Annotated in this window: 22 protein-coding genes; 13 read left to right on the top strand and 9 right to left on the bottom strand. The window is 66.1% G+C overall.

What is annotated here, in order from left to right:
* The first annotated feature begins 5 nt into the window (after positions 1–5).
* The 6 genes from rpmJ to rplQ all read left to right on the top strand — a co-directional run bounded on the left by rpmJ (position 6) and on the right by rplQ (position 3,164).
* Positions 6–119, top strand: a complete 114-nt coding sequence (rpmJ, locus tag FIU88_RS16015; protein ID WP_008959154.1) for a 50S ribosomal protein L36 — start codon at positions 6–8, stop codon at positions 117–119.
* Positions 120–243: 124 nt separating this feature from the next.
* Complete coding sequence (rpsM, locus tag FIU88_RS16010) at positions 244–600, top strand: 30S ribosomal protein S13 (protein WP_016856399.1); 357 nt, start codon at positions 244–246, stop codon at positions 598–600.
* 38 nt (positions 601–638) lie between these two features.
* Positions 639–1,025, top strand: a complete 387-nt coding sequence (gene rpsK, locus FIU88_RS16005; RefSeq protein ID WP_013331014.1) for a 30S ribosomal protein S11 — start codon at positions 639–641, stop codon at positions 1,023–1,025.
* Positions 1,026–1,037: 12 nt separating this feature from the next.
* Entirely contained in the window at positions 1,038–1,658 is a 621-nt protein-coding gene (rpsD, locus tag FIU88_RS16000) for a 30S ribosomal protein S4 (RefSeq protein WP_016856398.1), read from the top strand.
* A gap of 84 nt (positions 1,659–1,742) precedes the next feature.
* Positions 1,743–2,741, top strand: coding sequence for a DNA-directed RNA polymerase subunit alpha (rpoA, locus tag FIU88_RS15995; RefSeq protein ID WP_016856397.1), 999 nt, complete (start codon positions 1,743–1,745; stop codon positions 2,739–2,741).
* A 39-nt stretch (positions 2,742–2,780) separates the two neighbouring features.
* Positions 2,781–3,164 carry a 50S ribosomal protein L17 gene (gene rplQ, locus FIU88_RS15990; RefSeq protein WP_136248670.1) on the top strand — a complete coding sequence of 128 codons (384 nt, stop codon included), beginning with the start codon at positions 2,781–2,783 and terminating at the stop codon, positions 3,162–3,164.
* 149 nt (positions 3,165–3,313) lie between these two features.
* Here rplQ and FIU88_RS15985 read toward each other — a convergent pair whose 3' ends face one another.
* The 6 genes from FIU88_RS15985 to FIU88_RS15960 form a co-directional block, all read right to left on the bottom strand.
* Positions 3,314–3,979: a GntR family transcriptional regulator gene (locus FIU88_RS15985; protein WP_152479869.1), complete on the bottom strand. Its 666-nt coding sequence runs from the start codon at positions 3,977–3,979 to the stop codon at positions 3,314–3,316.
* Positions 3,980–4,187: 208 nt separating this feature from the next.
* Positions 4,188–5,336, bottom strand: coding sequence for a mandelate racemase/muconate lactonizing enzyme family protein (locus FIU88_RS15980; RefSeq protein ID WP_152479868.1), 1,149 nt, complete (start codon positions 5,334–5,336; stop codon positions 4,188–4,190).
* Positions 5,337–5,372: 36 nt separating this feature from the next.
* Positions 5,373–6,026, bottom strand: a complete 654-nt coding sequence (locus tag FIU88_RS15975; RefSeq protein ID WP_152479867.1) for a 2-dehydro-3-deoxy-6-phosphogalactonate aldolase — start codon at positions 6,024–6,026, stop codon at positions 5,373–5,375.
* Complete coding sequence (locus FIU88_RS15970; protein ID WP_152479866.1) at positions 6,020–6,940, bottom strand: 2-dehydro-3-deoxygalactonokinase; 921 nt, start codon at positions 6,938–6,940, stop codon at positions 6,020–6,022. The genes FIU88_RS15975 and FIU88_RS15970 overlap by 7 nt, the downstream gene beginning before the upstream one ends.
* A gap of 1 nt (position 6,941) precedes the next feature.
* Complete coding sequence (locus FIU88_RS15965; RefSeq protein ID WP_152479865.1) at positions 6,942–7,613, bottom strand: RraA family protein; 672 nt, start codon at positions 7,611–7,613, stop codon at positions 6,942–6,944.
* 17 nt (positions 7,614–7,630) lie between these two features.
* Positions 7,631–8,620, bottom strand: a complete 990-nt coding sequence (locus FIU88_RS15960) for a C-terminal binding protein (protein ID WP_152479864.1) — start codon at positions 8,618–8,620, stop codon at positions 7,631–7,633.
* Positions 8,621–9,063: 443 nt separating this feature from the next.
* Between FIU88_RS15960 and FIU88_RS15955 the strand changes: the two genes are divergently transcribed.
* The 3 genes from FIU88_RS15955 (at position 9,064) to FIU88_RS15945 (ending at position 11,915) form a co-directional block, all read left to right on the top strand.
* Positions 9,064–10,050: a TRAP transporter substrate-binding protein gene (locus FIU88_RS15955; RefSeq protein WP_152479863.1), complete on the top strand. Its 987-nt coding sequence runs from the start codon at positions 9,064–9,066 to the stop codon at positions 10,048–10,050.
* A 96-nt stretch (positions 10,051–10,146) separates the two neighbouring features.
* Positions 10,147–10,638: a TRAP transporter small permease gene (locus tag FIU88_RS15950; RefSeq protein ID WP_152479862.1), complete on the top strand. Its 492-nt coding sequence runs from the start codon at positions 10,147–10,149 to the stop codon at positions 10,636–10,638.
* Positions 10,635–11,915: a TRAP transporter large permease gene (locus tag FIU88_RS15945; protein ID WP_152479861.1), complete on the top strand. Its 1,281-nt coding sequence runs from the start codon at positions 10,635–10,637 to the stop codon at positions 11,913–11,915. Before FIU88_RS15950 ends, FIU88_RS15945 begins: the two co-directional genes overlap by 4 nt.
* Before the next feature lie 219 nt (positions 11,916–12,134).
* Here the strand turns inward: FIU88_RS15945 and uvrA are convergent, their stop codons facing one another.
* Positions 12,135–15,005 (bottom strand): excinuclease ABC subunit UvrA, encoded by a 2,871-nt coding sequence (gene uvrA / locus FIU88_RS15940; protein ID WP_152479860.1) that lies wholly within the window; start codon positions 15,003–15,005, stop codon positions 12,135–12,137.
* A gap of 166 nt (positions 15,006–15,171) precedes the next feature.
* Here uvrA and FIU88_RS15935 point away from each other — a divergent pair, with 166 nt between their 5' ends.
* The 4 genes from FIU88_RS15935 to FIU88_RS15920 all read left to right on the top strand — a co-directional run bounded on the left by FIU88_RS15935 (position 15,172) and on the right by FIU88_RS15920 (position 19,349).
* Positions 15,172–16,545, top strand: coding sequence for an MFS transporter (locus FIU88_RS15935; RefSeq protein ID WP_016856393.1), 1,374 nt, complete (start codon positions 15,172–15,174; stop codon positions 16,543–16,545).
* A gap of 224 nt (positions 16,546–16,769) precedes the next feature.
* The gene (ssb, locus tag FIU88_RS15930; RefSeq protein ID WP_152479859.1) at positions 16,770–17,429 is read left to right on the top strand and encodes a single-stranded DNA-binding protein; all 660 of its coding nucleotides are present in this window, start codon (positions 16,770–16,772) and stop codon (positions 17,427–17,429) included.
* A 262-nt stretch (positions 17,430–17,691) separates the two neighbouring features.
* Complete coding sequence (locus FIU88_RS15925; RefSeq protein ID WP_016856390.1) at positions 17,692–18,585, top strand: sugar nucleotide-binding protein; 894 nt, start codon at positions 17,692–17,694, stop codon at positions 18,583–18,585.
* A complete protein-coding gene (locus FIU88_RS15920; RefSeq protein ID WP_152479858.1) occupies positions 18,582–19,349 on the top strand; it encodes a 1-acyl-sn-glycerol-3-phosphate acyltransferase in 768 nt (255 codons plus the stop codon). Before FIU88_RS15925 ends, FIU88_RS15920 begins: the two co-directional genes overlap by 4 nt.
* Before the next feature lie 121 nt (positions 19,350–19,470).
* On the opposite strand, the gene fabB is transcribed toward FIU88_RS15920, so the two are convergent.
* Together fabB and fabA are read right to left on the bottom strand one after the other, a co-directional pair.
* Positions 19,471–20,685, bottom strand: coding sequence for a beta-ketoacyl-ACP synthase I (fabB, locus tag FIU88_RS15915; RefSeq protein WP_016856388.1), 1,215 nt, complete (start codon positions 20,683–20,685; stop codon positions 19,471–19,473).
* 13 nt (positions 20,686–20,698) lie between these two features.
* A complete protein-coding gene (gene fabA, locus FIU88_RS15910; protein ID WP_016856387.1) occupies positions 20,699–21,214 on the bottom strand; it encodes a 3-hydroxyacyl-[acyl-carrier-protein] dehydratase FabA in 516 nt (171 codons plus the stop codon).
* Positions 21,215–21,243: the final 29 nt, after the last annotated feature.

Here is a 21,243-nt window from a genome sequence, read left to right as displayed (position 1 = left end):
GAACGATGAAAGTTCGAGCTTCCGTGAAGAAAATGTGCCGTAACTGCAAGATCATTCGTCGCAATGGCGCCGTGCGCGTCATCTGCAGCGAGCCGCGGCACAAGCAGCGTCAGGGCTGATCCCTGACACTGCACTAAACCGGGTGCCGGCATGCCCCTTGCCCTTCGCAGGGTAAAGGGGTATGCTGTTGCGCCTTTTGTAGATGACTAATCGAGCAAGCCGCTCAAATTTCGGAGTAAGCTGATGGCCCGTATTGCAGGCGTCAATATCCCGGACAACAAGCATGCGGCGATCTCGCTGACCTATATCTTCGGGATTGGCCGCACTCGCGCTCAGGAAATCTGTGTCGCGGCCGGCATTGCGCCGACCACCAAGATCCAGGAGCTGTCTTCTGACGAAGTCGACACCCTGCGTTCCGAAGTCGGTAAGTACACCGTTGAAGGCGATCTTCGTCGTGATGTGACGCTGAACATCAAGCGTCTCATGGACCTGGGTTGCTATCGTGGTCTGCGTCATCGTCGTGGTCTCCCGCTGAAGGGTCAGCGGACCAAGACCAATGCGCGCACCCGTAAGGGTCCGCGTAAGCCGATTCGCAAATAACACGCACGTTCTGCGTAACGACAGGAATTGACATCAACATGGCTAACCCGCGTAGCAACCGTAAAAAGGTTAAAAAGCAGGTCGTGGATGCCGTCGCGCATATCCACGCCTCTTTTAACAACACGATCATTACGATCACAGACCGCCAGGGCAACGCCCTTTCCTGGGCGACTGCCGGTGGTTCGGGTTTTCGTGGTTCTCGCAAGAGCACCCCGTTCGCTGCCCAAGTGGCAAGTGAACGTGCAGCGACCGCTGCAGCCGAGTATGGTGTGAAAAACGTCGACGTGCTGGTCAAAGGCCCCGGTCCGGGCCGTGAATCCGCCGTGCGTGCACTGAATGCCGCCGGCTTCCGCGTGCAAAGCATCACCGACGCGACGCCCATTCCGCACAATGGCTGCCGTCCGCCGAAGAAACGCCGCGTTTAAGGAGACAGATTCATGGCTCGTTATATTGGACCGAAGTGCAAACTGTCTCGTCGTGAAGGCACCGACCTCTTCCTGAAGAGCGGTGTCACTCCCTTCGAGAAGAAGTGCAAATCCGAGCAGATCCCGGGTGTGCACGGCCAGCGTCGTCAGCGGATTTCCGACTACGGCTTGCAGCTTCGCGAGAAGCAGAAAGTACGCCGCATGTACGGCGTGCTCGAGAAGCAGTTCCGCAACTACTACAAGGAAGCGGCCCGTCTGAAGGGCGCGACCGGTGAGCTGTTGCTGCAGCTTCTCGAATCCCGACTGGACAACGTCGTCTACCGCATGGGCTACGGCGCCACTCGCTCCGAGGCCCGCCAGCTGGTGAGCCACAAGGCGATCGCCGTCAACGGCAAGACCGTCAACGTGGCCTCCTACCAGGTCAAGCCGGGTGACGTGGTCTCCGTCCGCGAAAAGGCCAAGAACCAGGCGCGTATCCAGAACGCCCTGAGCATCGCCGCCAACCGTGGCGATGTCGCCTGGGTCGAGGTCGATGCCAAGAAGATGGAAGGCACTTTCAAGGCTCTGCCTGAACGCGGTGACCTGTCTGCCGACATCAATGAGCAACTGATCGTCGAGCTGTACTCGAAGTAAGCGGCGATCGCCGCGCCGCCCTCCCCGCGGGGTGGGCGGCCTTCAGTACCGAGTATCCGTTTGGCAGCCTGAAAGGTATTCATCATGCAGCGTTCAGTGACAGAGTTTCTCCGTCCTCGCGACATCAAGGTCGAAGAGATCAACGCGCACCACGCAAAGATCGTGCTCGAGCCCTTCGAGCGTGGCTTCGGTCACACTCTGGGCAACGCTCTGCGTCGTATCCTGCTCTCGTCCATGCCCGGCTGTGCCGTGGTGGAAGCCGAGATCGCCGGTGTCGACCACGAGTACAGCGCGATCGAGGGCGTCCAGGAAGATGTCATCGAAATCCTCCTGAACCTCAAGGACGTGGCGATCAAGATGCACAGCCGCGACGAGGCGGTGCTCTCGCTGAACAAGCAGGGCCCGGCCATCGTGACCGCGGGTGACATCGCCCTCGACCACGACGTCGAGATCGTCAACCCCGAGCACGTCATCGCGCACGTCAACGAAGGCGCCGAGCTGAAGATGCAGCTCAAGGTGGCCCGCGGCCGCGGCTATGAGCCGGCGGACGTTCGTGGCGACGCCGACGACGAGTCTCGCGCCATCGGCCGCCTGCAGCTGGATGCGACCTTCAGCCCCGTGCGTCGGGTTTCCTATAACGTCGAGGCCGCGCGTGTCGAACAGCGCACCGACCTCGACAAGCTGATTCTCAATCTGGAAACCGACGGCACCCTGGATCCGGAAGAGGCGATCCGTCGCAGCGCGACTATCCTGCAAGAGCAGCTGGCCGCGTTCGTCGACCTGGAAGCCGACAAGGAACAGGAAGTGGAAGAGGAAGAGGATCACATCGATCCGATCCTGCTGCGCCCCGTAGACGATCTCGAGTTGACCGTCCGCAGCGCCAACTGCCTGAAGGCCGAGAACATCTACTACATCGGGGACCTGATCCAGCGCACCGAGGTGGAGCTGCTGAAGACCCCGAATCTCGGCAAGAAGTCCCTGAACGAAATCAAGGACGTGTTGGCCGCCCGTGGTCTGTCCCTGGGTATGCGGCTGGAAAATTGGCCGCCCGCTAGCCTGAAGGACGACAAGGCCTCCGCGTGAGCGTCGACTCGAGTCCCAGTTTGGTAAGGAATCACAACCATGCGTCATCGTAAGAGTGGTCGTCACCTGAATCGCACCAGCTCGCACCGCCAGGCCATGTTCAAGAACATGAGCGTGTCGCTGGTCGAGCACGAGGTGATCAAGACAACCCTGCCCAAGGCCAAAGAGCTGCGTCGTCACATCGAGCCGCTCATCACTCTGGCCAAGCAGGACAGCGTCGCCAACCGTCGTCTGGCCTTCAGCCGCACCCGCTCCAAGGAAGCGGTCGGCAAGCTCTTCAACGAGCTGGGTCCGCGTTACGCCAATCGCCCGGGCGGTTACGTCCGTGTGCTGAAGTGCGGTTTCCGCACCGGCGACAACGCCCCCATGGCCTACGTCGAACTGGTCGACCGTCCGGTCGTTGAGGAAGCCGCCGAGGATTGATCCTCGCGCGCGACCTCAAGGTCCGACACGAAACCGGCTCCCCAGGGAGCCGGTTTTTTTTATGTCTCGGCGATGTGTAACGCTGGTCTGGGCCCCGGCCTCCTTGGCTTCCGGGCGAATCCCGGCTTGCCGAAGGCGGGGCCGAGGCCTCATTGCTTGGAGATGTCCTCTACGCCGATCTCGTAGCTCCGTTGAGTCCGGCCGATATGGTGGTCCAGTAGTGTGCGCAGGGCGGGGATATCCCTGGCCATGATGGTGTCGACGATCTCGCCGTGTTCCTTGAGGGACTTTCGGGTGTGGTCGGGCTTGGTGGCGAGATGCGTTCTGAGGGCGGCGATCTTGCCGGCGTATTGCTCGTAGGCGCTCTTCAGGTAAGGATTGCCACAGTGGGTGAAGAACGCCAGGTGAAACTCCGAATCTAGGTCGAGGTACTCGCTGATGTGCCCGGAACCGTGAGCCACCTGCATCTGGCTCTCGATTCGCCTGAGCTCCTCGGTGAGACCCGAGTGGTCGAACTCGATGGCCAGCTCCACGGCGGCCGATTCGAGAGTACTCCGGAAGGTGCTGATGTTTCTGACCTCGCGGGCACTGAGGGTAAAGACCTGGGCGCCGGATTGCGGCTTGATGATCACCAGGCCCTCATGCTTCAGGCGGGTCAGCGCTTCTCGCACAGGGGTCTTGGACACATTGAGCAGGGCCGAGATGCCTCGCTCGGAGATGGACTCACCAAGGGCCAGCTCGCCTCGCACGATCATGTTGCGTACATGGTCGGTGACCATGGTGCCAAGGGAGGGGGGACGTTCAAAGTCTTGCATCTTGATCCTATCGGCTCGAAGAGTGCGGAGCTGGCCGTCACAGGCAGCGTGTGGCCGCGGGGTATGGGCATCTGGTATACCAGATGCCCATCAGATGGGCAAGACAGGCCACGGCCGTCAGCCGGGTGGCCGCATCCCGAGCCAGTGGCTCGAGCGAGAGCGTAGCGGTGAGCCGGGATGAGACAAGGAATCGAATGCGGGGGAGGGGTCAGTAGCGCCGTGCGTGCTCATCCAGGAAGTCCCGATCAAGGGTCAGGCCCAGCCCAGGCCCGGTGGGTACCTCCACCGAGCCGTCGGTCTGAAGGACCGGATGGGTGACAAGGTCCGAGCGGAAGGGGTGCGCCGAGGTGTCGTATTCGAAGATCGGTCCCCGCGCGCAGAGGGTGGGGTTGACCAGCGGCGTAGACGCGATGGCGTGCAAGGAGGCGTACTGGCCGATAGCGGTGCCCCAGACATGCGGGTTGACCTGAATGCCGTTGGCCAGTGCCAGGGCGGTGATGTGCTGCATGGCGGTCAGGCCCCCGGCCATGGCCACGTCCGGCTGGGCGATGTCGATGCAGCGTCCGGCGAGCAGGTCACGGAAGCCGTACATGGTGAATTCGGCCTCTCCCGCGGCCAGCGGGATCCGGGTCCGCTGCCGCAGCAGGCGATAGCCCTCCTTGTCATCGGGATTCACCGGTTCCTCGAACCAGCGCAGCGAGAAATCCTTGAGGCCTTCCGCCAGCAGTGCCGCCTCGCTGGTCGTATAGGCGTGATTGGCATCGATCATCAGCTCGACGTCGTTCCCCATGGCGTCGTGAATGTCGGTCATGGCCCTGAGGTCGGCGGCTATCCCGAAGCCCAGCTTGATCTTCATGCTGCTAAAGCCCGCGTCTCGATGGCGTCGTGCCTCCTCGACCAGGCCGCTGGTGTCGTCCCCGAGCTCCGTGCGAAAGAAGCCCGTGGCATAGGCGGGGATCCGCTGGCGGAAGCTGCCGCCCAGCAAGGCGGCAACGGGTTGCTGGGTTGCCTGCCCCTTCAGGTCCCACAGTGCGATATCGAGGGCGCTGATGGCGGCGATCACGATGCCTTTGCGACCGTAGTCCCGGGTGTGATTGTAGAGCTCATGCCAGATGACCTCGGTGTCGAACACCGAGCGCCCGATGACCCGTGGCGTGATCACGTGCTTGAGTACCGAGGCGGCCAGTTCCGGCTCCAGCAGCCCGGCGCACAGCGCCTCTCCCCAGCCGCTCTGACCGTCTGCTGTCACGACCTCGACCAGGGTGGCGGAGCGTCGGGTGACCCATTGCTGGGAGAAGGCGAAGGGCCGGGGCAGTTCGGACGTCATGGTATAGACGTTGATGTGCTCGATGATCATGTGAGCCTCCTGGAGGGGGACCTATGGTGGGGCAAGCTATCGACCTAGGTCGGGCGCGGCTCTGGCGCACCACTGACGATAGACATCGAAGAATTCTCGAGCTCGACGGGCCACCTCCTCCGGGGTGAATCCCGGCTGATAGAGGGCGCCGCCGAGACCGAACCCCTGGGCTCCCGCGGCAAGATAGCCTGTCATCGTCGCCGGGGTGATGCCGCCGACGGGGAGCAGCGGCACCTGCCGGGGAAGCACGGCGCGTATCGCCTTGACGGCGTCAGGCGAGATCGCCTCGGCGGGAAACAGCTTGAGGAAGCCGGCATTCGCCTCGATGGCGGCATAGACCTCGCTCACGGTGCCCACGCCGGGGCCGTAGCAGAGGCCACGGCGCGTGGTCTCCGTGGCGACCCTGGGGTCCAGGTTGGGCGCGATGATCAGGCGCCCTCCCGCCTCCTCGATCTCGGCTACCCTGCTTGATGCGATCACCGTGCCCGCCCCCACCAGGGCGCGGTCGCCCACATGGGTCGCCAGCCGCTGAATGCTGTCGATCGGGTTGGGCGAATTCAGAGGCACCTCGATCAGGTGGAATCCCTCGTCGATCAGGGCGTCGGCCACCGGTACGACCTCGTCCGGGGTGATGCCTCGAAGAATGGCGATCAGGGGGCAGGCATCGAAGGCCTGTTGCCAGTTCAGCATGGGAGCAGCTCCGCGGCTCGTGCGATGGCCAGCTGCCCGTGCCGCGACAGGCCGGGTGTGGCAATGGTAGATGGAAGTGCGAGAAATTCGGTGGCGAGACGATAGCGCTCGGCGAGCTCGTGCTGCCCGATGATGGTCACCCCGTCCGGCGTTGGCCGGTGGCGCAGTTGGGCGAGGCATTCCTCGCCGATCAGCAGCCCCGACAGATAGTCTCTGCTCTCGTCTTCCGACAGCCGGTCGAACAGGGTCAGGGACCGCGTGGTGAACAGCGTGGCCAGTAGTTCGCCGGGATATCGTCGGGCGGTCTCCAGGCCGCGTCGAAACGCCTCGGGGGCGAACTCGCCCTCGGCCATGATGCGGCCGAGCAGGGAGTATTGGCGCAGCAGCGCGAAGAGTTCCCCCGTCATGCAGGTGACGAACCGGGTGATTCGGCCGCTCTCGACCGTCAGCCACTTGTTGTGGGTGCCGGGCAGCAGGAAGGTGCCGTCGCGGACGCCATGGGTCGTCAGGTAGCCGAAGATCTCGGTTTCCTCGCCGCGGAGGACGTCCGGCCGCTCGCCCTCCGGGGACAGGGCCGCGCCGGTGATGAAGTGGACCCTGCCCAGGGACGGGATCTCCTTGCTCACCAGCGAGCGGGCCAGCTCGTCGATGCCGAGGGGGAGAGGCTGATAGGGCGTCTCGATCCAGCCATTGCGGCTGGTGATCATGCCCGAGGCGAGTACCGGCAGGCCCGGGTGGGCCTCCAGCCAGGGGGCAAGGGTGCGGGTCAGGAAACCGGCAAAGTCCCGGTCGGGAACCGCGAGAATCCCGTGAGGGCTCTCGCGGCTTTCGAGCGCCTCGCCGTGGTGGGCGACGAGGCTTGCACGAAACGATGAGGTCCCCCAGTCGATGCCGATCATGGCGGGAGACGACATGTCAGATCCTCCCGAACTCGGCCAGCAGGTCCTCGACGGTCTTGCCCTGCTGGACCCATTCACGGGTGGCCTCCTCACGCTCGGCCTGTTCCTGGGCCAGCTTCACGACCTCGGCCGCTCTGGCCAGCGGAATCACGGTCACGCCCATGACATCGGCGACGATGAAGTCACCCGGATTGACCGGCACCCCGCCGCAGGCGATGGGCACGTTGATCGACAGCTCTTCCTTGCGTTCGGAGAACATGGTGTGAGTGCCGCGAGGGGTGATGGCGCGGGTCCAGATCGGCCACTGGATGTCTTCCAGCTCATCGGTGTCGCGGCCGGCGCCGTCCACCACCATGGCGCGGATGCCCCGGTTCTGGGCCAGCGCGCCCATCAGGCCGCCGCAGACCGAGGTGTTGGGGTCGCCGCCGGCGTCGACCACGATGATGTCGCCGGGCTGGCCCATTTCCAGTGCCTTGAGGGGGTCGACCAGGTCGCCCTTGGACAGCTGCACGGTGAGTGCCTGGCCGCAGACCTTGGCGCGGAAGGCGGGCTTGATGCCGCTGTCCATCACCCCGGTGCGGTACTGGGAGTCGGCGAAGACCGCCGTGGCGGAGTAGTAGGACAGCACCTTGTCGAACTTCTCCAGGAGTTCCGGATTGCGCTGAAAATCATGGAATTGCTTGAGCATCTCGGTATTCCTCTGGGTTAGCGGATCGGGGTGTTGACGGGATTGAGAGGGGCCTGCTTCGACAGCACCCGGGCGACTTCCTGGGCGGCGATGGTGCGGGCCGCGCGCAGGGATTCCTCCGAGTAATAGGCGGCGTGGGGAGTCACGATGACGTTGGGCAGGGAGAACAGCGGATTGTCATCCGGGGACCAGTGCTTGCGCTTGGCGGGCTCCTCCTCGGGGTCGTCGAGGCCCGCGCCGGCGATCCAGCCTTCGGACAGCGCCCGGTAGAGCGCGTGATTGTCGATGGTGGGGCCGCGCCCGGTGCACACCACCAGGGCATTGGGCTTCATCGCGCGGAATTCCTGCTCGCTCAGGAAGTGGCGAGTCTCCGAGGTCATCGGCACCTGCATCATCACCACGTCGGCTTCGGCCACCAGCGCTTCCTTGCTGACCGCCGCCACCTTGTGTTCCGCGACGGTGGTCGCGTCGACATAGGGATCATGCACGATCACCTTGACGCCGAAGGCTCGGGCGCGCCGGGCGATGGCCTGGCCGATGGCGCCGAAGGACACGATGCCGATGGTCTGTCCGCGCAGGCGGTGCAGGGGGGCCGCGCTCTGCCAATGCCACTCGCCCCGGTGGGTGGCGCGGTTGTAGGCGAAGAGCCCTCGTGCCAGGGCGAGCCACAGGCTGATGGCGTGGTCGGCCACTTCCTCGGTGCAATAGTCACGGACATTGGTGACCTGGATGCCCTTGGCGGTGGCCGCCGCCACGTCGACGATATCGGTGCCGACACCGTAACGGGCGATGACCCGGCACTGCTGCATGGCGGCGATGGTGGTGGCGCCGATGTAGGCGTACTGGTTGATCATGGCGGCGCAGTCGTGCGCGTGTTCCAGCAGGTCCTGTTCCGACTTGGCCTGCAGCGCCACCACCTCCGCGCCCGCCCGCTCGAGAATCTCCCGCTCCAGCTCGACGTCGGCGAAGTCGTGATCGGTGATGACCACCTTCGGTCTGGCTGACATGGCACTACCTCATCATTGTTTGTCGTCGTGAAGTGTTGTCGCTCAACTGGTGTACCAGGCACCAGATATGAGGAAATATACAAGCTGATTCGTGCCTGTCAAAGACGAATGGTCGGTCGGCCAGTTAGACATTGGTCTCACCGGGAGGGGGCGTGGCATGGCCGCCAAGGGGGCCGGATGAAGGATCCTGCTGGAGTGATGTTGGCCGTATGTTTTCGACAATAATTCAACAAAAACAGAGTTATAGCAGTGTGTCTGTGTGCCCTTTACGGAGCGGAGAGGGGGCGAGGCGAATCAGGCAGGCCATGACGCGATTCCGGCCGCAGTCTGCCCCGGGGGCCAGGCTGCCTTGACAGATCCTTTTGGCATCAATCAATCTTCAAGTCCAAATCTGGAATACCAGTTGGGCGAATTTCTTTCGATAACAACAGCGAGAGTTCGACATGACCAAGAAATGGCTACTTCTCGGTATGCTGGTTGCGGCAGCACCCGCACAGGCCGCTACCGTCATCAAGCTGGGGCACGGCGCCAATGAGAATTTCCATATGTCGCGGGCGATGGTGGAGTTCGAGCGGCTGGTGGAGGAAGGCTCCGATGGCGAGATCGACGTTCAGATCTTTCCATCCTCCCAGATGGGCCCCGACCGAGCCATGATCGAAGGGGTGCAGACCGGCATCCTGGAGATGGCGGTGTCGCCGTCGTCGTTCTTCACCAACTGGGACCCGGCCTTTGGCGTGGTCGAACTGCCTTATATCTACCCGGACAAGACCGCGGCGCTCGCGGTGCTCGACGGCCCCGAGGGCGATGCCCTGCTGGCGCGCCTCGATGCGCTCGGGTTGAAGGGGCTCGGGTGGGTGGAGAGCGGCATGCGGCATATCACCAACAACGTGCGGCCCATCGAATCACCGGAAGATCTCGAAGGAATCAAGCTGCGCACGATGAAGGTGCCGGCCCATGTCGATACCTTCAAGGCGCTGGGCGCCAACCCGACGCCGATGAACTTCGGCGAGGTCTATTCCGCCCTGCAGCAAGGGGTCATCGACGGTCAGGAAAACCCGCTTTCGCTGATCGATACCCAGCGCTTTCATGAGGTGCAGGACTACCTGACCCTGTCCGGGCATATCTTCACCGTCTACACGCCGGTCATCTCCAGGGCCTTCTACGCGTCCCTGCCCGACGACCAGCAGCAGCTGATCCAGCAGTCGATGGACCAGGCCATCGCCTATGACCGCGAACTGGTCGCCGCGGAAGACGCCGGCCATCTGGCGCGTATCCAGGAGCAGGGGGTCGAGGTGTCCGAGCTGTCCGACGAGCAGTACCAGGCCTTCGCCGCCATCGCCGAAGACGTCAACGCCCAGTACCGCGAGCGTATCGGTGCCGAGGTCTTCGATGGCTGGATGGCCGCCATCGATGGCGCCGGCAGCCAGTGATCACGCACTAGACCGGTGCGTCGACCGTGCCGGAGACCTCGCCACGGCGAGCGTCTCTCGGCCGGCCGGCCAAGCCGGCAACCCGAGGACACGCCGATGATTCGTTGGCTGAATGAACGACTGGAAGAGAGCCTGTCGGTGGTGCTGCTGGCGCTGATCGTCGCGCTGGTGTGTGCCAATGTGCTGGCACGTTACGTGCTGAATGCCTCCCTGTCCTGGGGGGAAGAGCTGGTGGGCTGGCTGTTCATCTGGTTCATCTGGATGGCCGTGAGCTATGTCTTTCGCCAGGACCGGCACATCGAGATCGCCTTCTTGAAGGAGCGGCTTCCCGAGGCCGCACAGCGGCGGCTGACCCTGGTGGTGCGGCTGGCGGTCGTGGCGTTTCTGGTCACGATCAGCATCCACTGCATCGAGTTGATGCTCAATCCCATGGTGCGCAGCCAGGTATCGGTGGTCCTGCAGATGCCGGTGCCGCTCTACTACGCGTCGGCGCCCGCCGGCGCCCTGCTATCCGCTTTTCGCATCCTGCAACACTGCTGGTCGTCGTGGCGGGTCTCTCAGGACAGTCTCGAAGGAGGTGCGCCATGATCGCTCTTTCATTGATCGGCATGCTGTTTGCTTTCATCGCCATCAGCATGCCCGTCGCCATGGCCATGGGATTGGCGACCCTGCTGGTCATGCTGTTGGTCGATGGGGCTCCGCCCGTGGTGCTGCTGGCGCGCTCGCTGGTGACGGCAGCGGACTCCTTTCCGCTGATCGCGGTACCGCTGTTCGTGCTGGCCGGCGATCTGATGCAGATGGGGGGCATGTCCCGACGTATCGTCGGCTTCGCCTACTCCCTGGTGGGGCACGTCAAGGGCGGCCTGGCCTACGTCAACGTGCTGGCCTGTTGCTTCTTCGCTGCCATCTCGGGCTCGTCCCCGGCCACCGTCGCGGCGATCGGCTCGAACATGGTGCCGGAGATGGAGAAGGTCGGCTATCCCCGTCGCTTCTCGTCGGCCCTGACCGCGGCCGGCGGCATGGTGGGCGTGATGATCCCGCCGTCCATCCCGTTCATCATCTACGGCGTCTCGGCGGAGGTGTCGATCGGCCAGCTGTTCATGGCGGGAATTGTCCCCGGCGTCTTGTTCGGCGTCGCCTACATGGCGACGGCTCGCTTGATGCTCCGGCACAACCGCAAGCTGCTGGAAGAGCGGACGAGCTTCTCCGGACGGGCGGTATCGACCTCGCTGCGCGAGTCTATCTGGGCGCTGCTGGTGCCTGTGATCATCCTGGGGGGCATCTATGGCGGCATCTTCACGCCGACCGAGGCGGGAGGCGTGGCGGTGATCTATGCGATCATCGTTGGCGTCTTCGTCTACGGCGATATTCGTCTGTCGGAGCTGCCCAGGGTCTTTGCGCGCAGCGCCGCGACCAGCGGTCAAATCCTGATTCTGGTGGTGGTGGCCGGAGGCTTCGGCCAGTTGCTGACCATCGCCCAGGTCCCCAATGACCTGGCCGCCGCCATCACCGACTTCTCGACCAACCCGCTGGTGCTGCTGCTGTTGGTGAACCTGCTGCTGCTGGTGGTGGGGATGTTCATGGAGACCATCGCGGCGATCATCATCCTGACGCCGTTGCTGTTGCCGGTGGCCGCCGCTGCGGGGGTCGACCCGATCCACTTCGGGGTGATCATGACGGTCAACCTGGCCATCGGCTTCTGTACGCCGCCCCTGGGGGTCAACCTGTTCGTCGCCTCTTCGGTGTCCGGCGTCAAGATCATGGAGGTGTCTGCGGCCATTATCCCGTATTTCGTGGCGATGATTGCCCTGCTGCTGGCCATCACCTATCTGCCCGACATCTCGCTGTTGCTCGCGGGGAGATGATGGCGGTCATCCGTTGCCAGCCGGCGTCCTCAGGGCGCCGGTCCTTCGTCTTGGGCCTGTCTGGCGTCGGTCGGCACCGGAGGGGCGTGATGTGAGAGGTGGCGTCGTGCCGAACGAGCGCCGGCACGCGGGGCGCGACCGACGCGGTCTGTGGATGGGGCGGGCAACGCAAGTGATGCCTTTCGGCTTCCCGTTGCGTTGCCCGGTTCATGGCTGGCCTCAGGCGGGTTGACGGTCCTTGTCGCCCTGGCCGGAGGCGGGCGCGACCCGCGCCAACAGCGGCTGGAGGAAGCGCCCGGTGTGGGAGGTCTCCTCACGGGCGACCTGCTCCGGCGTGCCCTCGGCGATGATCCGCCCGCCGCCGGAGCCGCCTTCGGGGCCTAGGTCGATCAGCCAGTCGGCGGTCTTGATCACGTCCAGGTTGTGCTCGATCACCACGATGGTGTTGCCGTGGTCGCGCAGGCGGTGGAGCACCGTCAAGAGCTGGCGGATGTCCTCGAAGTGCAGGCCGGTGGTGGGTTCGTCGAGGATGTAGAGCGTCTTGCCGGTGTCGCGCTTGGCCAGCTCCCGGGCCAGCTTGACGCGCTGGGCCTCGCCGCCGGACAGCGTGGTGGCGCTCTGGCCCAGGCGGATGTAGGACAGTCCCACGTCCATCAGCGTCTGCAGGCGGCGGGCGATGGCCGGGACCGGGCTGAAGAACTCGAGCGCCTCCTCGACGGTCATCTCCAGCACCTCGTGGATGCTCTTGCCCTTGTACTGCACCTCGAGGGTCTCGCGGTTGTAGCGCTTGCCCTTGCACACGTCGCAGGGCACGTAGATGTCCGGCAGGAAGTGCATCTCCACCTTGATCATGCCCTCGCCCTGGCAGGCCTCGCAGCGCCCGCCCTTGACGTTGAACGAGAAGCGGCCGGGCTTGTAGCCGCGGGAGCGCGCCTCCTGGGTGCCGGCGAAGAGTTCGCGGATCGGGGTGAAGATGCCGGTGTAGGTGGCCGGATTGGAGCGCGGCGTGCGGCCGATCGGGCTCTGGTCAATGTCGATCACCTTGTCCAGGTGCTCGAGGCCCTCGATGCGGTCGTGGGCCGCCGGGCTCAGCGCCGTGGCGCGGTTGAGCTCGCGGGCGGCGATCGGCATCAGCGTGGAGTTGATCAGCGTCGACTTGCCGGAGCCGGAGACCCCGGTCACGCACACGAACAGTCCCAGCGGCAGGTTCAGCGTCACGTCCTGCAGGTTGTTGCCCCGGGCGCCGTGCAGTACCACCTGCTTCTCGGGGTTGCCCGGGATGCGCCAGGGCGGCACCTCGATGCGCTTCTCGCCGGACAGGTACTGGCCGGTCAGCGAGTCCGGCGTGGCCATGACCTGCTCGGGCGTGCCCTCGGCCACCACCCGGCCGCCGTGGACGCCGGCGCCGGGGCCGATGTCGAGCACGTGGTCGGCGGCGCGGATGGCGTCCTCGTCGTGCTCGACCACGATCACGGTGTTGCCCAGGTCGCGCAGGTGCTCGAGGGTGTGCAGCAGGCGGTCGTTGTCGCGCTGGTGCAGGCCGATGGAGGGCTCGTCGAGGATGTACATCACCCCGACCAGGCCGGCGCCGATCTGGCTGGCCAGGCGGATGCGCTGGGCCTCGCCGCCGGACAGGGTCTCGGCGCTGCGCTCGAGGTTGAGGTAGTCGAGCCCGACGTTGACCAGGAATTCGAGGCGCGCGCGGATCTCGTTGAGGATCTTCTCGGCGATCTCGCCCTTGCGCCCCGGCAGCGACAGGGCCTGGAAGTAGGACAGCCCCTCGCCGATCGGCAGGCGCACCACGTCGGGCAGGGTCTGGTCGTCGATGTAGACGTGGCGCGACTCCTTGCGCAGCCGAGAGCCGTGGCAGGTCGGGCAGGGCTGCACGGCGATGTGGCGAGCCAGCTCCTCGCGCACCGAGCTCGACTCGGTCTCGCGGTAGCGGCGCTGCATGTTGGGCAGCACGCCCTCGAACGGATGCTCGCGGGTGACCTTGCGGCCGCGGTCGTTGACGTAGTGGAAGGCGATCTCGTCGCTGCCGCTGCCGTGCAGGATGACCTCGCGCTCGTGGCGGGCGAGGTCCTGCCAGGGCGTCTCCAGGGTGAAGCGGTAGTGGTCCGCCACCGCCTGCAGCTGGTTGAAGTAGTAGACGCTGCGACGGTCCCAGCCCTTGATGACGCCCTCGGCCAGCGACAGCTCGGGATGGCTGATCAGCTTGTCCGGGTCGAAGTACTGCTGCACGCCCAGGCCGTCGCAGCTCGAGCAGGCGCCGGCCGGGTTGTTGAACGAGAACATCCGCGGCTCGAGCTCGGAGATCGAGTAGCCGCACACCGGGCAGGCGAAGCGCGAGGAGAAGGCGATGTCGTCGCGCTCGCCGTCCATGAAGTGGATCAGCGCGGTGCCGTCGGCCAGCCCCAGGGCGGTCTCGAAGGACTCGGCCAGGCGCTGCTCCAGGCCCTCGCGGACCTTGATGCGGTCCACCACCACGCTGATGTCGTGCTTCTTGTTCTTGTCGAGCGGGGCGATGTCGTCGAGCTCGAGCACCTGGCCGTCGACCATGGCGCGCACGAAGCCCTGGGCACGCAGTTCGGCCAGCAGCTGCAGGTGCTCGCCCTTGCGGCCGCTGACCACCGGGGCCAGCAGCATCAGCTTGCTGCCCTCGGGCAGTGCCGTCACCTGGTCGACCATCTGCGAGATGGTCTGGGCCTCGAGATCCTCGCCGTGCTCGGGGCAGCGCGGCGTGCCGGCGCGGGCGAACAGCAGGCGCAGGTAGTCGTAGATCTCGGTGATGGTGCCCACGGTGGAGCGCGGGTTGTGGGAGGTCGACTTCTGCTCGATGGAGATCGCCGGCGACAGGCCCTCGATGTGGTCGACGTCGGGCTTCTCCATCATCGACAGGAACTGCCGGGCGTAGGTGGAGAGCGACTCCACGTAGCGCCGCTGGCCCTCGGCATAGAGGGTGTCGAAGGCCAGTGACGACTTGCCGGAGCCCGACAGCCCGGTGACCACGATCAGCTTGTCCCGGGGCAGCTCGACGTCGATCTGCTTGAGGTTGTGGGTGCGAGCACCCCTGACCAGAATCCTGTCCATTCCTACCTCGCGGGCCGCGGCAAAAGATCGATTATACGGGCCCGGCCGGGAGTGCGGCAAAGTCGCTCGGGGAGGCGGCGTTTCGTGTGCCGGAGCGACGCGGTAGAATATGCGGTCCATCATCTCCGGGGCCCCGCGCCCTCCCTCTGGAGGCACTGGAATCGCTATGTCCAAGGCCAGCTTGCTGTTAGCCGCCGAGCGGCGGGCCATCGTCGGCCTGGCCGGGCTCTATGCCACGCGCATGCTCGGCCTGTTCATGGTGCTGCCCGTCCTGGCGCTGAAGGCCGAGGAGCTGATCGGCGCCACGCCGCTGCTGGTCGGGTTCGCACTCGGCATCTACGGCCTCACCCAGGCCGTGCTGCAGATCCCCTTCGGCCTGCTCTCCGACCGCATCGGGCGCAAGCCGGTGATCGCCGGCGGGCTGCTGCTGTTCCTGGTCGGCAGCGTGGTGGCGGCCCAGGCCGACAGCATCGCCGGCATCATCCTGGGCCGCTGCCTGCAGGGCAGCGGCGCCGTGGCCGCCGCCATCATGGCGCTGCTGGCGGACCAGACCCGCGAGCAGGTGCGCACCGCCGCCATGGCCACCATCGGGCTGTCGATCGGCGTCGCCTTCGCCGTGGCCATGGTGCTGGGGCCGCTGGTGTCGGCGCACTTCGGCCTGTCCGGCGTGTTCTGGTTCACCGCGGCCCTGGCCGTGCTGGGGCTCGGCGTGCTGTGGAAGCTGGTGCCCCGGGCGCCGCAGCGGCGCGGGCACCAGGACGTGGGCGTCGACCGTGATCAGCTCAAGGGGCTGGTCGGGCGTCTCGACCTGTGGCGCCTCAATGCCTCCATCTTCGGCCTGCACCTGGTGCTGATGGCGATCTTCGTCGCCGTGCCGTTCCGGCTGGTCGACGCCGGCATCGCCGAGCCGCATCACGGCCTGGTGTACCTCGGCGTGATGGGGCTGTCCTTCGTGGCCATGGTGCCGTTGGTGATCGTGGCCGAGAAGCGGCGCAAGATGAAGCTGATGTGCCTGGGGGCCATCGCCGTCATCGTCGCCAGCCTGCTGGGCCTGGGCCTCGAGGGGCACGGCCTGATGCCGCTGATCGGCTGGCTGTTCGCCTTCTTCACGGCGTTCAACCTGCTCGAGGCGACGCTGCCGTCGATGATCAGCAAGCTCGCCCCGGCCGGCGCCAAGGGCACCGCCATGGGGCTGTATTCCACCAGCCAGTTCCTGGGCGCCTTCCTCGGCGGCGTGCTGGGCGGCTTCCTGTCGCAGCACTTCGGCCTGACGGCGGTTTTCCTCGGGGTGGCCGTGATCGGCCTGGCCTGGTTCGTGTTTATGCTCGGCATGACGCCGCCGCGGCATCTCTCCAGCGAGGTGGTGGCGCTGGCCGAGCAGCAGCAGGACGATGCCCTCGACGCCCTGATGGCCCGCTTCGCCGCCGTGGCCGGCGTCGAGGACGTGCTGGTGGTGCCCGAGGAGCGGCTGGCCTATCTCAAGGTCGACCGCGAGCGGCTGGACACCGAGGCCCTGTCGCGGCTGACCGGGTCGCGCTGACCGGGTCACGTTGACCGGGTCGCGCCGAGCGAGCCGCGACGATCGCCGCTCCGCCGGCGGCGTCGAGGCGGGAACTCGCGTATAGTATCGGGATCGGTCTTTCACGCGCGGGTGCGGCCGGCGCGTCAATCTACCTACATGCATTCGAGCGTTCCGGGAGGCCGGGGCTCTTCGCCCGGGCCTCGCCCGGCGGTCCGCCTTCCGACAGAATCAAGGAGTCAACCATGGCCCGTGGCGTCAACAAGGTCATTCTCATCGGCAACCTCGGACAGGATCCCGAGGTGCGCTTCACCCCGTCCGGCACCGCCGTGGCCAACCTCAACCTCGCCACCACCGATACGTGGATGGATCGCCAGAGCGGCCAGCGTCAGGAACGCACCGAGTGGCACCGGGTGGTGATGTTCAACAAGACCGCCGAGATCGCCCAGCAGTACCTGCGCAAGGGCAGCAAGGTCTACGTCGAGGGCCGCCTGCAGACGCGCAAGTGGCAGGACCAGAACGGCCAGGACAAGTATTCCACCGAGATCGTCGCCAACGACATGCAGATGCTGGATTCGCGTGGCGGCGAGATGGGTGGCGGCCAGCCGGGCGGCTTCGGCGGCGGTCAGCCGCGTCAGCAGGGCGGCAACTATGGTCAGCAGCCCCAGGGCGGTCAGCCGCAGCAGGGCGGCGGCTTCGGCGGCCCGCAGCAGGGCGGCAACTACGGTCAGCCCCCGGGCGGCCAGCCCCAGCAGGGCGGCGGCTTCGGCGGTCAGCAGCAGGGCGGCCAGCGTCCCGCGCCCCAGCCGGCACCCAACCAGGGCGGCGGCCAGCAGCAGGGCGGCAACTTCGGCGCCCCGGATCCGGGCAGCTTCGACGACTTCGACGACGAGATCCCGTTCTGAGGCGAGCCTCGGCGCGTTCCCCGTGCGGCTTCACGACGCCCTGCCTCGGCAGGGCGTTGTCGTCTGTGCGCGCGCGTTCTCCTGCGGTGCCGGTGGCACGGTCGGCGCTGCCATGACGGCGGGCGGTAATGGTATAGTGGCGCGATTGCCGACGTGAGGGGCGTCCTGTTTCAGGATGCCCCTCACGTCATGGTTCCCAAGATTGTCGCCGTCTGTGAGTCGTGGTCGCTGCGATCCCGACGCCCAGCCCCGAGGAGTCATCGTGAAGCTGCTGATCCTGGACGCCGGACACTGTCTGAGCCTCGCCATGGCGCGCGAGGCCAATCGTCGCACCGACGTGGAGCTGGTCATCGAGCCCGGCCTGTCGCTGTCGCGGGAGCGGCTCGACGAGGTGCGCCCCGATGCGCTGCTGATTCCGCCGCTGTCGCGCCCGATCACCGATGCGCCGGCCGCCGTGACCGCCCATGCCGAGGCCGTCGAGGCCTGCGTGACCGCCTGCCGCGAGCGGGAGGTGCCGCTGGTGTGGTGCGTGTCCGACCAGCTCTACGAGGAGGGGTACGAGGAGCCCATCGACGAGCATGTGGTGCCCGCGCCCCGCGACGAGGGGCTGCGGCGCCTGGTCGCCACCGGCGAGCGCATCCGCGCCGAGCTGCCGAGGCACCTGATCGTGCGCCTGGGGCCGCTGTTCGCCCTGGATGGCAGCCATGCCTGGCTCGGCGAGCTGCTCGACACCCTGGTCAGCGGCAACGACCTGCGCGCCGAGGACGACGTGATCTTCTGCCCCACGTCCGCCGACTCGGTGTCCATGGCGCTGATCGGCATGCTCCAGCAGCAGGGCTGCGGCGCCGCTGCCTGGGGCAGCTACCATCTGGCCGGCACCGAGCCGGTCAGCGCCTACACCTTCGTGTCGATGGTGCGCACCCAGCTGGTCACCCGCCTCGAGGGGCGCGGCGAGACGGTCGCGCTGGGCGGCGTCAAGGCGCTCAGCCACCACCACGACCAGCCGCTGCGCCGGGTGCTGAACTGCCGGCGGGTGCTCGACGTCTTCGGCGTTCACCAGAAGCCCTGGCGGCTCGAGGTGGGGCGCATGCTCGACATCTGGTGCCTGGCGCGCGACGACGATGCCCGCCCCGTCGAGGAGACCCGCGAGACATGAGCGTGATCCGCAGCATCATCTTCTATATCGGTTACTTCATCGCCATGCTGGTGTGCGGGGTGCTGTTCCTGCCGCCGGCACCGCTGCTGCCGCTGCGTTCGCGCTATCGCCTGCTCAACCTCTACAACCACTTCATCATCGCCTGGTTCCGGCTGGTCTGCGGGGTGCGCTACGAGATCCGCGGGCTCGAGCGGCTGCCCGATGGCCCCTGCGTGCTGTTGTCCAACCACCAGTGCGAATGGGAGACCGTCTATCTGCAGCTGCTCAAGCCGCCGGTGTGCACGGTGCTCAAGAAGGAGCTGCTCAGCATTCCGATCTTCGGCTGGGGGCTCAGGCTGCTGCATCCCATCGCCCTGGACCGCTCCAAGCCGGCCCGGGCCATGAAGCAGGTGCTGATCCAGGGCAAGACGCGCCTCGAGGAAGGGCTCTCGGTGCTGATCTTCCCCGAGGGCACCCGGGTCGAGCCGGGCAAGCGTCGCCGCTACAACAAGAGCGGGGCGGTGATCGCCTGTCGCGCCGGCAAGCCGGTGGTGCCGGTGGCGCACAATGCCGGCGAGCGCTGGCCGGGGCGTCACTGGGTCAAGCATCCCGGGCGCCTGACGCTGGTGGTGGGCGAGCCGATCGAGACCGTCGGCCGCAGCCCGGAAGAGGTGCTGGCCGAGACCGAGGCCTGGATCGAGGCGCAGCTGGCCGAGATCTCCGAGGTGCCGCGCCCCCGCGACGAGAACGCCGAGGCCGCCCCCCGGGAGACGGCGGCGAGCTGAGCCGACTCGCCACCGGCGCCACCCCGCGCCGCGAGACACAAAAAAGAGAGGCGCCCCGCGGGGCGCCTCTCTTCATTTTTATCGCCGCGGCGCGGGTTCCGGCCGCGGCGATGATCGCGCGTCAGTCGCGATACTTCTCCAGCACCAGGCAGGCGTTGGTGCCGCCGAAGCCGAAGCTGTTGGACAGCACGCGCTCGACCTTGGCCTCGCGGCGCTCGGTGACGATGTCGAAGCCGTCGGCCTGCTCGTCGAGGTTCTCGACGTTGGCGGAGGCGGCGATGAAGTCGTTCTCCATCATCAGCAGCGAGTAGATCGCCTCCTGCACGCCGGTGGCGCCCAGCGAGTGGCCGGTCAGCGACTTGGTCGAGCTCATCGCCGGCGTGGAGTCGCCGAACACCTCGCGCACCGCCTTCAGCTCGGCGACGTCGCCGACCGGGGTGGAGGTACCGTGGGTGTTGATGTAGTCGATGTCGCCGTCGACCGTGGCCATGGCCTGGCGCATGCAGCGCACCGCGCCCTCGCCGGACGGGGCGACCATGTCGACGCCGTCGGAGGTGGCGCCGTAGCCGACCAGCTCGGCGTAGATCTTGGCGCCGCGGGCCTTTGCGTGCTCCAGCTCCTCGAGCACCAGCATGCCGCCGCCGCCGGCGATGACGAAGCCGTCGCGGGCCTGGTCATAGGGGCGGGAGGCCTGCTCGGGCGTCTCGTTGTAGTGGGTCGAGAGCGCGCCCATGGCGTCGAACAGGCAGGACAGCGTCCAGTGCTCCTCCTCGCCGCCGCCGGCGAAGACCACGTCCTGCTTGCCCAGCTGGATCTGCTCCATGGCGCTGCCGATGCAGTGCGCGGAGGTGGCGCAGGCGGAGGAGATGGAGTAGTTCACGCCCTTGATCTTGAACGGCGTGGCCAGGCAGGCGGACACGGTGCTGCCCATGGTGCGGGTGACCCGATAGGGCCCCACGCGGCGCAGGCCCTTCTGGCGCATCACGTCGGCGGCCTCGACCTGGTTGGCGCTGGAGGCGCCGCCGGAGCCGGCGATCAGGCCGGTACGCACGTTGGAGACCTGCTCCGGGGTCAGGCCGGAGTCCTCGACCGCCTGGGCCATGCTGACATAGGCATAGGCCGCGGCGTCGCCCATGAAGCGGCGCAGCTTGCGGTCGACCAGGGCGTCGAGGTCGATATCGACGACGCCCGCCACCTGGCTGCGGAAGCCGAGCTCGGCGTATTCATCCTTGAAGCGAATGCCTGAGCGCCCGGTGCGCAGGGCGTCGAGAACCTGTGTTGCGTCGTTGCCCAGGCAGGACACGATGCCCAGGCCGGTGACTACCACTCGTCGCATGGGAGCCTCCTGATCAGAAATTCGCGGTGGAGGTGAACAGGCCGACCCGCAGGTCGTTGGCCTGATAGATGTCGCGGCCGTCGACGGACACGGTGCCGTCGGCGATGCCCAGAATCAGGCGCCGGGTGATGATGCGCTTGATGTTGATGCGGTAGGTCACCTTCTCGGCATCCGGCAGGATCTGACCGCTGAACTTGACCTCGCCGCAGCCCAGGGCGCGCCCGCGGCCCGGGTGACCCAGCCAGCCGAGATAGAAGCCGACCAGCTGCCACATGGCGTCGAGGCCCAGGCAGCCCGGCATGACCGGATCGCCGGGGAAGTGGCAGTCGAAGAACCACAGGTCCGGGCGGATATCCAGCTCGGCGATCAGTTCGCCCTTGCCGTGTTCGCCACCCTCTTCATGGATGTGCGCGATGCGGTCGAGCATCAGCATGTTGGGTGCCGGCAGTTGGGCGTTGCCGGGGCCGAACAGCTCGCCACGGCTGCATGCCAGCAGTGCTTCGCGATCAAAGGAATGTTGCTTGGTCACTGAATCGTTCCGAGTGTCGAGATGGTGGT

It is taken from the genome of Halomonas sp. THAF12 (assembly GCF_009363675.1).
Taxonomy (GTDB): Bacteria; Pseudomonadota; Gammaproteobacteria; order Pseudomonadales; family Halomonadaceae; genus Halomonas; species Halomonas smyrnensis.
The sequence above is the reverse complement of the archived record's forward strand: the minus strand, read 5'-3'. Positions and strand labels throughout refer to the sequence as shown.